This window comes from Streptomyces sp. WAC 01529 (assembly GCF_003945545.1).
GTDB lineage: Bacteria > Actinomycetota > Actinomycetes > Streptomycetales > Streptomycetaceae > Streptomyces > Streptomyces anatolicus.
The window spans coordinates 3,515,489-3,528,575 of record NZ_CP029617.1; the positions used below are offsets into that span (position 1 = coordinate 3,515,489).

At 72.0% G+C, this 13,087-nt stretch carries 10 protein-coding genes; 7 read left to right on the plus strand and 3 right to left on the minus strand.

Annotated elements, in window-relative coordinates:
- Positions 1 to 178: 178 nt before the first annotated feature.
- The 3 genes from DMA15_RS15645 to DMA15_RS15655 all read left to right on the plus strand — a co-directional run bounded on the left by DMA15_RS15645 (position 179) and on the right by DMA15_RS15655 (position 2,606).
- On the plus strand, positions 179 to 940 hold the full coding sequence (locus DMA15_RS15645) for a GPP34 family phosphoprotein (protein ID WP_125513363.1): 762 nt from the start codon (positions 179 to 181) through the stop codon (positions 938 to 940).
- Positions 941 to 1,315: 375 nt separating this feature from the next.
- Complete coding sequence (locus DMA15_RS15650; RefSeq protein WP_125513364.1) at positions 1,316 to 2,173, plus strand: helix-turn-helix transcriptional regulator; 858 nt, start codon at positions 1,316 to 1,318, stop codon at positions 2,171 to 2,173.
- A 223-nt stretch (positions 2,174 to 2,396) separates the two neighbouring features.
- Entirely contained in the window at positions 2,397 to 2,606 is a 210-nt protein-coding gene (locus DMA15_RS15655) for a DUF397 domain-containing protein (RefSeq protein WP_125513365.1), read from the plus strand.
- Positions 2,607 to 2,721: 115 nt separating this feature from the next.
- Here DMA15_RS15655 and DMA15_RS15660 read toward each other — a convergent pair whose 3' ends face one another.
- Entirely contained in the window at positions 2,722 to 3,561 is an 840-nt protein-coding gene (locus DMA15_RS15660) for a hypothetical protein (protein ID WP_125513366.1), read from the minus strand.
- A gap of 113 nt (positions 3,562 to 3,674) precedes the next feature.
- Here DMA15_RS15660 and DMA15_RS15665 point away from each other — a divergent pair, with 113 nt between their 5' ends.
- On the plus strand, positions 3,675 to 4,469 hold the full coding sequence (locus DMA15_RS15665; protein ID WP_125513367.1) for an SDR family oxidoreductase: 795 nt from the start codon (positions 3,675 to 3,677) through the stop codon (positions 4,467 to 4,469).
- Between the two features lie 264 nt (positions 4,470 to 4,733).
- Positions 4,734 to 6,302 carry a sodium:solute symporter family protein gene (locus DMA15_RS15670; protein WP_125513368.1) on the plus strand — a complete coding sequence of 523 codons (1,569 nt, stop codon included), beginning with the start codon at positions 4,734 to 4,736 and terminating at the stop codon, positions 6,300 to 6,302.
- Here the strand turns inward: DMA15_RS15670 and DMA15_RS15675 are convergent.
- Both DMA15_RS15675 and DMA15_RS15680 read right to left on the minus strand, forming a co-directional pair.
- Entirely contained in the window at positions 6,287 to 7,405 is a 1,119-nt protein-coding gene (locus DMA15_RS15675) for an ADP-ribosylglycohydrolase family protein (protein ID WP_125513369.1), read from the minus strand. The two genes, DMA15_RS15670 and DMA15_RS15675, sit on opposite strands and share 16 nt — an antisense overlap.
- Positions 7,406 to 7,555: 150 nt before the next feature.
- Positions 7,556 to 9,982, minus strand: coding sequence for a tetratricopeptide repeat protein (locus DMA15_RS15680; RefSeq protein WP_276314347.1), 2,427 nt, complete (start codon positions 9,980 to 9,982; stop codon positions 7,556 to 7,558).
- 218 nt (positions 9,983 to 10,200) lie between these two features.
- Between DMA15_RS15680 and DMA15_RS15685 the strand changes: the two genes are divergently transcribed.
- Both DMA15_RS15685 and DMA15_RS15690 read left to right on the plus strand, forming a co-directional pair.
- Entirely contained in the window at positions 10,201 to 11,634 is a 1,434-nt protein-coding gene (locus DMA15_RS15685) for an FG-GAP-like repeat-containing protein (protein WP_240659815.1), read from the plus strand.
- Between the two features lie 44 nt (positions 11,635 to 11,678).
- Complete coding sequence (locus DMA15_RS15690) at positions 11,679 to 13,085, plus strand: FG-GAP and VCBS repeat-containing protein (protein WP_125513371.1); 1,407 nt, start codon at positions 11,679 to 11,681, stop codon at positions 13,083 to 13,085.
- The last annotated feature ends 2 nt before the right edge of the window (positions 13,086 to 13,087 follow it).

Genomic DNA, 13,087 nt, shown 5'->3' on the forward strand with positions numbered 1-13,087 from the left:
GCCAAATCCGGGCCGGACCCACTGTCCGAACCGTGTACCAGTGTCCTGTGTGAGGGCTTAACCCCCGTGGTAGACGAGAACGACATACCTACTGGTTCCCGTACATCCCGCCCACGCGCTCTCGACAGACCAATGTGAGAGGGGTCACCCTGTCATTCATCCACGCGGGGAGGCATGGATGGGCAGGAGCCGCAGAACAATTCCGGAGGAGCTTCTGCTGCTCGCTTTGGACCCGGCCACGGGTACCACAGCGCAGCCGCAGTCGCTCGACCTCGGTCTGGCCGGAGCACAGCTAGTGGAGCTGGCGCTGGCCGGACGGATAGCCCCAGACGGGGATCGTATCGCCGTGGTGATGCCACGGCCGACCGGAGATCCGACTCTGGACTCCGCACTGGAGCTGCTGCGCAGGCGCGGCAGCCCGGTCCGGGCCGTCCACTGGATCGGCGGGCCCCGCCTGGGGCTGCGCCAGACGTACCTCTCGCACCTGGAGCGATGCGGCATGGTCCATGCCGTGGCGGGCCAGATGTGCGGGGTGCTGCCGACGACTCGCTACCAAGCGACGGACACGGCGATCAGCCGGGAAATCAGGTCCCGGCTCGATTCGGCGATCCGCACCGGCGTACCGCCGGACCCGCGGACCGCCGCGCTCGCCGCACTGGCCCACGCGGTCGGCCTCGGCAAGCATCTGTACCCCGGGAACGAGGGGCGTTCATCGCGCTCCCGCCTCCGGGACCTCATCAGGCACGACCCGATGGGCGGCCTCGTGGCGCACGCCGTGATGGACGTCCAGAACGGCGTGGCCGCTCAGCCGCGCCGCAGTGCCGCACCGGCGGGCCCCACGGGTCCCGGCGGCAGGCAGCCGGCCAGGGCGGTCGCGGATCCGGACCGGATCCCGATGCAGCCGCGCCGCGGATCCATGGCACGCGCCGTGGCCCACTGAGCACGGCACCACCCCCCACAGCACACCACCGCTCGACACCGCTCGACCGCTCAGCACCATCAGCAGCACATCACCGCTCAGCACGAAGCACCCACGCACCAACACACCAGCGCCGCACCGCAGTCCCCCAGACCCGGTCCGGGAGCCGCTGGGCCGCGCGGGGAGTGGCACCGGACCGTCCGGACGACGACACCCCGGTACCACCACCCCGCGCGGCCGCACACCCTCAGGCGCCGCGGGAACGGCCCGCACCCCACACAACCGCCCGCACGTTCGCACATCCGCTGTTTCCCAGCGGTGCCCCACACGTTGGTGGCACTCTGCTGAGCAGTAGATACGCAAAATCGTGGCAGGCAAGCCGGAGGTGCACGTCCCGTGGCGTCCAATGTCAATCCCACCGTCAGGCGACGTCGCCTGGGCCAGGAGCTGCGCCGGCTCCGCGAGCTGAAGGGCATGACGGCCGAAGAGGTCGCCGAGCGCCTGCTCGTCTCGCAGTCGAAGATCAGCAGACTCGAGAACGGCCGCCGCTCGATCAGCCAGCGCGACGTCCGCGACCTGTGCGGTGTCTACGAGGTCGAGGACCACCGCATCGTCGACTCCCTGATGCAAATGGCCAAGGATTCGCGCCAGCAAGGCTGGTGGCACTCCTTCGGCGACATCCCGTACAGCGTGTACATCGGCCTTGAGACGGACGCCGCGTCCTTGCGCGTGTACGACCCGCAGGTCGTCCCCGGCCTGCTCCAGACCCGCGCCTACGCCGAGGCGCTGATCACCGGCGCGCTCCCGGAGACCACGACGACCGACATCGAGAAGCGCGTCCAGGTGCGCATGCGCCGCCAGGAGCGCATCGCGGCGCCGGAGAATCCGCTGCGCCTGTGGACCGTCCTCGACGAGTCGGCGCTGCGCCGCGTGGTCGGCTCCCCGCAGCTGATGCGCGAGCAACTGGAACATCTGGTGGAGCAGTCCCAGCTGCCGCACGTGACGGTCCAGGTGATCCCCTTCGAGCTGGGCGCCCACCCCGGCCTCAACGGTCAGTACGCGATCCTGGAGTTCCCCGACGCCGCCGATTCCAGCGTGGTCTACATCGAGGGCGTCACCAGCGACCTGTATCTGGAGAAGGCGAACGACGTCCAGCAGTACAGCGTGATGTACGAGCACCTCCGCGCCCAGGCGCTGAACGTCGAGCAATCACGCCAGCTCATCACCGAGATCTCGAAGGGCTACGCCCGCTGACCCAGGGCCCGCGGAGCCGCCCCCTCACGGAAAATGCCGCACGGTACACCCTTGCCGCGTCGGGGCGGAAGACCCCCCTGGAATATGCCATCCGGTCGAGTGAATGGCCCCTTCACGTGCCGAAGTTGGCGAGTAGCGTCATTCACGCCAACGGGCAAGAGCGTTGGCGCACACCGCGGTTCGCGGTGAAAGCAACTCACCAACTGGGCAAACCGGAGTGAAAATGGCAATCCAGCAAGGCGTTTCGCATACGTGGGTCAAGTCCTCGTACTCCACCGGCAACGGCGCGTGCGTCGAGGTCAAGTCCCCCCTGGCGTCCGGCATTTCGGTGCGTGACTCCAAGGTCGTCGCGGGTCCGGTCCTCGCCTTCCCCGCCGACTCCTGGAACGCGTTCGTCACCGAGGTGAGCCGGGGAGCTGCCGATCTCGCGTGACACCACAACCGCATAAGCAACACCGAATGAGCCCTCTCGACTGGCCCGCCGTCCCGGCCGAGGGGGCTCGGCCCTGCGCCCGTCCCCGTACCCGGCCCCGCGGCCGCCCCGGCGGTCAGCGCAGCCGGTCGACGTACAGGTCCGTTCCCGGCACGGTCGGGATGAAGGGCGCGACCAACTCCACCCGGCCGAGCCCCGATTCGGCCACCGCCGCCTCCCGCCCGGTGAAGTGCGCCTCCCAGCACTCCCGCGGATCCTCCTGGAGGAACCACAGCAGCGTCAGCCGGGTGTCCACTCCCTCGACCTGCTTCACGTACGTCATGCGGTCCCCCGGCAGCGGGGTCGGCCGGAAGATCGTCACCATCGCGGCCGGTGATCCGGCGAGCGCGCGCGGCAGCCGGCGGGCGCGCAGCCACTCCAGCAACTCCCGCCTCTGCTCCGGGCTCTCGGCGTCCACGACCTCAAGGACGAGCCCCTTGTAGGGGTGGTCGAGCGCGTGGAAGTCGCGCGGGCCCGCCGCGCCGTCCCGGTAGACGGTCGCCTCGTGGTTCTGGAAAGCGGTGAAGACGTGGGTGCGCTCCTGGTGGACGCGGCCGTCGCGGTTGAGCCGCTTGTTGATCCCCACGGTCCACTTCATGTGCTCGTCGTAGCGGCCCTCCGTCACCCAGTACGTGGAGAGGTAGCACCCCGCGGTGACCGGCTCGGCGACCGCGGACTCGGCGGGATAGCGCAGGAGCTGGAGGTCGCGCGTGGCGACCCAGCGGCGCCCGGCGTACATCCATGGCATGGCCATCGCGCCGGCGTAGTAGTGGTCGTCCTCGTACCAGCGGTTGTACGCGAACTCGTGTCCCGGGTGCGGTTCGACCAGGGTGATCAGGGCGTGCCCCGGGCGTACGCCGTAGGGGCCGACGGCGGCCAGTTCGGCGTAGGCGTCGCTGCGGGTGTCCTCTGCCATGGGTCCGCCCTGCCCTTCTCTTCCTTCGACGCTTCCTGCGGCTCTTCCCTAGCCCATTGGTCGCCCCTACTCTGACGCCCCGTCAGTAAAACTGCCAGAGCCTGGAGGCACCCATGCCGTCATCGCTGCTCACCGGGAAGACCGTCGTCGTCTCGGGCGTCGGCGCCGGGCTCGGCCACCAGGTCGCGGCGGCCGTCGTGCGCGACGGTGGCAACGCCGTGCTCGGGGCGCGCACCGAGGCGAACCTCGCCAAGACCGCCGCCGGGATCGACCCCGGGGGCGCGCACACCGCGTACCGGGCGACCGACATCACCGACGAGTCCCAGTGCCGGGCGCTGGCCGCGCTGGCGTGCGACCGCTTCGGTGGGATCGACGCGGTCGTCCATGTCGCCGCCTGGGACAGCTACTTCGGCGGTCTTGAGGACGCGGACTTCGACAGCTGGCACGGGGTGCTCGACGTCAATCTGCTCGGCACCCTGCGGATGACCCGGGCGTGCCTGCCCGCGCTCAAGGAGCGGCGGGGCGGTTCGGTGGTCTTCATCGGTACGCAGTCGGCGGTGGCGGCGCCCTCGGAGGTGCGGCAGGCCGCGTACGCGGCGTCCAAGGGCGCTCTGACGTCGGCGATGTACTCCCTCGCGCGGGAGCTGGGGCCGCATCGGATCCGGGTCAACACGGTGTTGCCGGGGTGGATGTGGGGGCCGCCGGTCGAGGCGTTCGTCCGGTTCACGGCGGGGGCCGAGGGTGTGCCGGAGCCGGAGGTCCGGGGGCGGCTCGTCGCGCGGATGGCGCTGCCGGAGCTGGCCACGGACGGCGATGTGGCGGACGCGGTGGTCTTTCTCGCCTCCGAGCGGGCTCGGGCCATCACCGGGCAGTCCCTGCTGGTCAATGCGGGCGAGCTGATGCGGTAGGCGGTCCCCTGCGGGTGCGTGGGAGCTGCTGGGCGCGCAGTTCCCCGCGCCCCTGACAGGGCACCTCTCAGGGTCAGATATATGAATCCGAATCACCTCAGCGAACGAATTTGCCTGCTCTTGACCTTACCCCCCGTTGTCGTCGGCGTGTGGCCGAACCCACGATGAGCACGCACTTCCGGGCCGTTCGCCGCGCCCGCGAGCCGTTCCGGCGGAGTGCGAGGCGTTGTGCGCAGTTCACCAGGCGGACCCCTGGAGGGCCATATGAACAGTCTCGACTGGGCCGTGCTCATCGGCTACTTCGGTGTGATGGTCGCGATCGGCGTGTGGTCCCACAAGCGCGTCGACAACGTCAGCGACTTCTTCACGGCCGGCGGGAAGATGCCCTGGTGGCTCTCCGGCATCTCGCACCACATGTCGGGGTACAGCGCGGTGATGTTCACCGGGTACGCCGGTATCGCGTACACCTACGGCGTGACGTCCTTCGTCACCTGGTCCTTCCCCATCGCGCTCGGCATCGCCATCGGCGCCCGGCTCTTCGCGCCCCGCATCAACCGCCTGCGGTCACGGCTGCACGTCGCCTCGCCCCTCGAATACCTGAAGAACCGCTACAACCTGAAGACCCAGCAGGCGCTCGCCTGGTCCGGGATGCTCCTGAAGATCGTGGACGTGGGCGCCAAGTGGGCGGCGATAGCAACCCTGTTGGCGGTCTTCACCGGGGTCTCCCTGAACCAGGGCATCCTCATCACCGGCGTCGTCACGGCGGTCTACTGCACCATCGGGGGCCTGTGGGCGGACGCGCTCACCGAGCTGGGGCAGTTCGTCATCCAGCTGCTCGCCGGGATCGCGATGTTCGTGGCCGTCGTCGCCGAGCTGGGCGAGTTCGGCGGGTTCTTCGGCGTCTGGGACGAGCCGGAGCTTGCGGGGCACGGGAAGCCGCTGGTCGGGCCGTACGGCACGGTCTTCCTGCTCGCGTTCCTCTTCATCAAGCTCTTCGAGTACAACGGCGGCATGCTCAACCAGGCGCAGCGCTATATGGCGACCGCCAACGCCAAGGAGGCCGCGCGGTCCGCGAAGCTCTCCGCGATCCTGTGGCTGGTCTGGCCCGTCGTCCTCTTCTTCCCCATGTGGATGTCGCCGCTGCTCGTCGACGCGCAGAAGCCCGACGGTTCGGACGCGTACGCCCTGATGACCGAAGAGCTGCTGCCACACGGCCTGTTGGGGCTCGTCATCGTAGGGTTCTTCTCCCACACCATGGCGATGTGCTCATCCGACGCCAACGCGATCGCCGCGGTCTTCACCCGGGATGTGGCGCCCGTGCTCTCGGCCAGGGCGAAGGGCTGGTCGGAGCGCGCGGGTCTGCTCGCCGCCCGGCTGACCACGGTGGTCTTCCTGGGGCTGTCCATGGCGGTCGCGACGCAGGTCGACTCCCCCGCGTTCAAGGACATCATCACCGTCGTCATCAAGTGGGTCGCCGGTCTGATGGGCCCCATCGCGATCCCGATGATGCTGGGCCTGCTGCGCGCGTTCCGCAGGTCCGGGCCGACCGCGGCGCTGACCAGCTGGGGCGCCGGTCTCTTCGCCTTCTACCTCGTCAACTACCCGATCGACGGGGCGATCGCGGGCGGTGTGGCACTTCAGTACCAGGTGTCGATCCCGCTGGCGGTGTCGCTCGTCCTCTACGTCGTCATCGGTTACGTGAAGCCGGAGGACACCCCGGAACGGGACGCGCTCATCGAGCGGATCAACACGGACGACGATGGGTCCGAGGGCGCCGAGGGGGCCGCCGCGGACGTGCCCGTGCCCGCCGAGTCGCCTCAGGCGCGCGGATAGCGGGCGAGCCAGCCCGGGGAGGAGACGGCGGGCCCGTGCAGGGCGGGGCCCTGGGTCATCTCCATGGCGAAGTCGTCCGCCAGCTCCAGGACCGTGGGGCGGCCCTCCAGCTCGGTGAGCCAGCCCGGCGGCAGCGCGGTCTCCCCGTGCAGCGCGCCGAGCAGCGCCCCGCAGAGCGCGCCCGTGGCGGCCGACGCCCCACCGTGGTTGACGGCGAGCCGCACGCCGTGGCGGATGTCCTCGCCGACCAGGGCGCAGTAGACGGCGGCGGCGAGTGCCCCCTCGGCGGTGCCGTCCGCGAGCAGCTCCTCCACGCGCGCGGGCGCGGGCATGCCCTGGCGTACGGCGCCCAGCGCGTGCCGGAGCGCGTCGGCGACGGGCGGGTGGCCGGGGTGGGCGGCGAGCAGGGCGAGGGTCCGCTGGATCGCTCCGTCGAGGGACTCCCCGCGGGCGAGGCCGTGCACGATGACGGCGTGCGCTCCGGCGGCGAGGTAGGCGGTGGGGTGGCCGTGGGTCTGGACGGCGCACTCGACGGCGAGTTGCAGGACGAGCTGCGGCTCCCAGCCGACGAGGAGGCCGAAAGGTGCGGATCGGACGGCGGCCTCGGGGCCGCGCTCGTCGGGGTTCTTGGGGGTGTCGAGGGTTCCCATGACGATGTTGCCGAGGCCGAGGAGGCAGGCGCGGGGCGGGTTGCGGCGCGTGTACAGCCACTCCTCCCGGGCCAGCCACCCGTCCTCCTTGCGCCGCTCGTCCGGTCCCCAGTCGCTCTGGGTGGCGACCCAGCGGCGGTAGGCGCGGTGCAGGTCGGTCGGCGGGTGCCAGGCGCCGGTGTCGCGGCGCACCTGGGCGCGTATGAGCCCGTCGACGGTGAAGAGGGTGAGCTGGGTGGCGGCGGTCACCGCGCCGCGTCTGCCGTACGCGGGGACGGGCTCGGTGAGACCCGCGTCGCCGTGGGCCTCCCGTATCTCGTCGAGGGAGAGGTCGTCGACGGGCGCCCCGAAGGCATCGCCCACGGCGGCTCCGAGGAGCGTGCCGCGCACCCGGCTGCGGAAGTCCTGCTGCTCGGCGCGGCCCCAGACACCGGTGGCTGCTGCAGTGCCCACGGGACCTCCCTCCGTGCCTCGCCAGGTGCGGCTGCGCAGCACTGTAATCGAACGGGAACGATCGATTCAGACGGCAAGGGGAATGCGAGGAGTCGCCCTCGGGGTCGCTTTTGGACGACGTTCACCGGACCTTCGCAGTTGCTGCGGATCCTACGGAATATTTGGTTCCGGAATGCCCCGGATCCGCTCCCTCTGCTCCCGCGCCCACGCGTACCCCGGATCGACCCGCAGCGCCTCCTCCAGGGACGCCAGCGCCTCGGCCGGGCGGCCCAGCGCTTCCAGGGACAGGGCCCTGCTGCCCCACGCCCACGCGTAGGCCGGGTCGAGGGCGAGTGCCGACTCGTACTCCGCGACGGCCTCCTCGTGGCGGCCCGCCGCGCGCAGCACGTCGCCCCGCTCGCCGCGCGTGCCCGCCACGTCCGGGGCCAGGCGCTGGGCGCGGTCGAGGTCGGCGAGGGCGCCGGGGCCGTCGCCGAGGTGGTGGCGGACGCGGGCCCTGCGGGTCAGGGCCCAGGCGTAGTCGGGCCACAGGGCGAGCGCGCGGTCCAGGTCGGCCAGGGCCTCGTGGGGGCGGCCGAGCGCGAACTTGGACTGGCCGAGGCTGCCCAGGGTCAGCGGCTCCCCCGGGTCCAGCTCGTGCGCCCGCTCCAGCCAGGGCAGCGCCTCCTCGGGGCGGCCCATGCGCCGGTACGTCTCGCCGCGCTGGCGTGCCACCCATGCCGCGCCGGGTGCCAGCTCGGCGGCCTCCGCGAGGGCGACCAGCGCGCTCTCGTACTCGCCGAGGGCCCGGTGGGTGACCGCCAGGTCGTGGTGGCCCCAGGGGTCGTCCGGGGCCAGGGCGATGGCGCGCGCGTGGTCGTCGAGGGCCTCCCGCAGCCGGCCGAGGAGGAAGAGTTGCAGGCCGTGCGCGTTGTGCGCGGCGGCCCTGCCCGCGTCGTCGAGAGCGGCGCGGGTCAGCAGGAGTTCCAGGACGCGCAGCGCCCCGGTCGCCTCGTCGGCGAGGGCCGCCCGGCAGTCGTCGGCCCAGGCCCGCAGGTGCCCCGCGTCGGTGTCGTCGGCCGCGTCCGCCACCGCCTGCGCCCACGCGCGCGCCACGGCCGTGTCCGCGCGGCACGCGTCCACCCCCTCGCGCAGCACCCCGGGCAGCGCGGCCCGGGGCCTCGCGCACAGCCGGTGGTAAAGCTCCTCGACCCGCACCGCACGCCACGCGGGCCGCGTCCACGGGCGCCCCGGCTCACCCCGGTCCTCCTCCTCCAGCGCGGCGCACCGGCGCCGGTACAGCTCGGCGAGGCGGGTGTGCCCCGAACTCCACCGCTCCGGCGCGGAGTTGCGGCGCAGGCGCAGCATCGGGGCGCGTACGACGCCGTGGTAGCGGGCCGCGCCCGCGCGGTCGGTCCGTACGAACGGCATGGTCCGCAGCCACCCGTACAGCTCCGCCGGGCTCTCGCCGCCCTCGGCGCCCTCGGCGTCCTCATCGGTGGAGGTACGTACGACCTCCTCGTCGAGGCGGCGTGGCAGCGCGCACGCGAGGGCGGCCGCGCGGCGCGCCGGGTCCTGCTCCGCCTTGAGGAAGCGCTCGACGGCCGTGGCGCTCGGGTCGCCCACGTCGTCCGGGTCGGCCGGGCCGCTCTCGGCGAGGGTGGAGACGAGCACCGGCAGCCTGCCCGACAGGCGCAGCACCTCCGCGACGACGGGCTCCTCGGTGACGCCCTTGGCGGCGAGGAGGGCGCGCGCCTCGGCGTCCGTGAAGGGCCGCAGGGGCAGCTCGGCGGCGAAGTCCGCGGCGCCCTCCCAGCGGGCGGGGTCGAGGGGGCGCTGGCCCGCGGTCACCACGACGACGTTGGCGGGGAGTTCGCCGTAGCGGTCGGTCGTCATCATGTCGTGCAGCCAGCGGTCGAGGAACGGCGCCGTCCGCTCGTACGTGTCGAAGAACAGGGCCAGCCAGGGCGCGGTGTCGGCGGCCTCGGCGAGCTCGTCCAGGAGCACGGGGGTGAGCACGCGCTCCGGCTCCAGGACGAGGCGGGCGTCGTCCTGCGTGCGGAAGCGGGAGCGCAGCCGGTCGGCGCCCCGCGCGAGGCGGTCCGCGTCGACGACCCCGGCGAAGGCGCCCACCACCGGGACCATGCCGAGTCCGACGACCCCGGCGCGGGCCGCCACGGCGCTGCCCATGGACGGCGCGTCGGGTCCGGGCCCGGGCTCGCGCACGGCGGCTGCGACGGCCTCGTGGCTGCGCTGGCGGTAGGTGGCGAGGGCCCGCTCCAGGTGTTTCAAGGTGCGGCCCTGCTGGGCGAAGTGGGCGGCCAGTTCCGTGACGGTCCCGGGGATGCCGGCCGCTCCCTCGTCGACGTGGGCGACCAGCGCGCCGCGCTCCCTCGCCAGCTGCGCCAGCTCCCGCACGAGGGAGGTCTTGCCGACGCCCGCCGGACCGTGCACATGGAAGAGGAAGCGGTGGCGGTCGTCGTCCGGCGGCACCTCGAAGTTCGCCCGGAACACCCGCAGTTCCTCGCGGCGTCCCACGAACCCGGCACGCCGCCTGCGCCGGATCAGCTCCTGCATCGACACCCTCGCCCGCGCCATCCCGCCCCTCCCCTCCCCTGCCTCCCGCGCCTCTCGGCGTCCGGCCAGTCTCGCGCCTACGTACGGCATACGTACGTCATACGTGCGTGCCGCGAGGTGAACGGCGGCCGTCGTCCGTCGAACGTACGGATCACGTAACGGAGTTCCTGCGGTGTACAACCTTCACTCCGGGCAACCTGTCTCCTCTTCCGTCACAGACGTTCCTCACAGGAGGCTCAGTGCCCCGCCGCACACTCATCACCGCCATCGCCGTCGCCGCCCTGGCCGCCCCGCTCGCCATCTCCGCCACCGCGGGCACGGCGTCGGCCGCGCCCGTGCCGCCCCGCACGCCGATGACCGACTTCAACCGCGACGGGTACCCCGACCTCGCGGTCGCCGCGCCCTTCGGCACCGTCGACGGCGTCGAGAAGGCGGGCTACATATCCGTCGTGTACGGCACCGCGTCCGGGCCCGGCACGCCACGCCACCAGGTCATCGACCGCACCACGCCGGGCGTCCCCGGTGAGCCCGCGGGTACGCACGCCTTCGGTTACCAGATGTCCCCCGGCGACCTGGACGGTGACTCGTACACCGACCTGCTCGTCTCCGGCGGTGACGACGACGGCAACAAGGCCACCGTGCTCTGGGGCTCCAAGGACGGTCTGACCGGCCAGGACACCGTCCTGCCGTACCGGTACTCCGAGTTCGCCCTGGGCGACTTCAACGGCGACGGCAAGCGCGACCTCGTCGTGAACTCCGACCCGAGCGACGACCCGAACTACTCCGGGATGACGATCCAGTACGGGCCCTTCACCCGGGACGGCAAGACGCGCACCCGCGACAGCATCACCACGGACGACAGCGGCAACTCGGGCCTGCGCTCCTTCATCACCGGCGACATGACGGGCGACGACGTCGACGACATCGTCACCACGCACGGCTTCGAGGAGATGCAGCACGAGGCCCACTTCTGGAAGGGTTCGAGGACCGGCGTCAGCCACACCTCGAAGTACCTCGGCACGGCCTACAGCGGCACCGTCGGCGACGTCGACGGCGACGGATACGGCGACCTGATCACCCGCGACATCGGCGGTGTCACCGAGGAGATCGACTCCGCCCCGGGCAGCATCACGATCCAGTACGGCACCTCCACCGGCCCCAGCAACACGCGCAAGAAGGTCATCACGCAGGCCACCGCGGGCGTCCCGGGCGCCAGTGAGAGGGACGACGCGTTCGGCGCCTCCCTCAGCGCGGGCGACGTGAACGGCGACGGCAAGGCGGAGGTCGCGGTCGGCGTCCCCGGCGAGAGCCTCGACGCGGCCACCGGCACCGGCGCGGTCATCCTGCTCAAGGGCGCCTCCAAGGCCGCCGGCGGCATGACGGGCAAGGGCGCCGTCGCCTACAACCAGACGACCGCCGGGGTCCCCGGGGTCTCCGAGGCGGGCGACGACTTCGGCCGCCAGGTCTCCCTCACCGACCTGAACAAGGACGGCAAGGCCGATCTGACCGTCACGGCTCCCGGCGAGGACGGCACGTACGCCGACTCGGGCGCCCTGTGGAACCTCTTCGGCTCCACGAGCGGCCTCACCACGACGGGCGCCACCACGCTCAGCCCGGTGAAGCTCGGCGCGCCGGAGAAGGACGCCAAGTTCGGCCACACGCTCGTCGGCTGACCACCGCCTCCCCGGACCCCTCCCCCCTCTCTCTGGAGAACCAGTTGCGACGCTCCCTCACGGCCGCCCTCGCGGTCACCACGCTCCTCACGCCGCTCGCCCTCGTCGCCACGGCGGGCTCCGCGTCGGCCGCCCCGGTGCCGCCGCGCACCCCGCTCGTCGACTTCAACCACGACGGGTACGCCGACGTCGCGATCTCCTCGGTCGGCGGCTGGCAAGGCACGACGCCCGGCACGGTCACGGTCATCTACGGCTCGGCCTCGGGCCCCGACACCGCCCACGCGACCTTCGGCCGCGCCACCCCGGGCGTCCCCGGCGACCCGCAGGACGGCGGACGCTTCGGCTCGCAGACGGCTGCCGCCGATCTCGACGACGACCAGTACACGGACCTCGTCATCAGCGGCGACGGCAACGCCGTCGTCCTGTGGGGTTCGGCGTTGGGCCTGCACGGCGAGAAGAGCTCCGAGCTGCCCTGGCGCGGCAGCGACGTCACCGCCGGCGACTTCAACGGCGACGGCAAGCGGGACCTGGTCACGGGCGATATCGAGGGCGAGCCCGACCCCGGCGACGACCTCTTCGGGATGTCGGTGTCGTACGGACCGTTCACCCGCGACGGCAAGGCCGCGAGCAAGCAGCAGGTGCCCACCCAGCGGGAGTTCGGCGAATCCGCCTTCGTGGTCGGCGACGTCACGGGTGACGGCGCCGACGACATCGTCTCCAGCCACGGCTTCGAGGAGCGGGCGTACGGCAGCCAGTTCTGGAAGGGCGGCAAGGGCGGTGTGAGCACCACGTCGAAACCGCTCGACGCCACGTACAGCGGGGCGATCGCGGACGTAGACAAGGACGGCTACGGCGACCTGATCGTCCGCGACATCGGCGGCAACTACGAGGACATGCCCTACCAGAAGGGCACGATCCTCGTCAGGTACGGAACGCCGGCCGGGCCCTCCGCGACCCGCACCGCGAAGATCACCCAGGACACGGCGGGCGTCCCCGGCGTCGGCGAGGTGGGCGACGAGTTCGGCTCCTCGATCAGCGCGGGCGACGTCAACGGCGACGGCTATGCGGACGTGGCCGTCGGCATCCCCGGCGAGGACATCGACGCCGTCGCGGACGCGGGCAGCACCGTGCTCCTGAAGGGCTCCCGCACCGGTCTGACCGGTACGGGCGCGCAGGCCTTCCAGCAGTCCACGACCGGGGTGCCCGGCGTCTCGGAGAAGAACGACAAGTTCGGCGCCCAGGTCCTGCTCTCCGACACCAACAAGGACGGCAAGGCCGACCTGACGGCGACCGCGCCCACGGAGGACGGCACCTACGCCGACTCCGGTGCCGCCTGGTACCTGCGCGGCGCCGCGCGCGGCCTGACCGTCACCGGCATCACGTCCTACAGCCCGAGGTCGCTCGGACTTCCGGAGGACCGCGTGGAGTTCGGCGGCGCGCTGACCCGCTAGGG

Bases quoted from the DNA above. Each gene is read 5' to 3' on its own strand.
- DMA15_RS15645 (WP_125513363.1), top strand. From the start codon at position 179: ATGGGCAGGAGCCGCAGAACAATTCCGGAGGAGCTTCTGCTGCTCGCT.
- DMA15_RS15655 (WP_125513365.1), top strand. From the start codon at position 2,397: ATGGCAATCCAGCAAGGCGTTTCGCATACGTGGGTCAAGTCCTCGTAC.
- DMA15_RS15660 (WP_125513366.1), bottom strand. From the start codon at position 3,561: ATGGCAGAGGACACCCGCAGCGACGCCTACGCCGAACTGGCCGCCGTC.
- DMA15_RS15665 (WP_125513367.1), top strand. From the start codon at position 3,675: ATGCCGTCATCGCTGCTCACCGGGAAGACCGTCGTCGTCTCGGGCGTC.
- DMA15_RS15670 (WP_125513368.1), top strand. From the start codon at position 4,734: ATGAACAGTCTCGACTGGGCCGTGCTCATCGGCTACTTCGGTGTGATG.
- DMA15_RS15680 (WP_276314347.1), bottom strand. From the start codon at position 9,982: ATGGCGCGGGCGAGGGTGTCGATGCAGGAGCTGATCCGGCGCAGGCGG.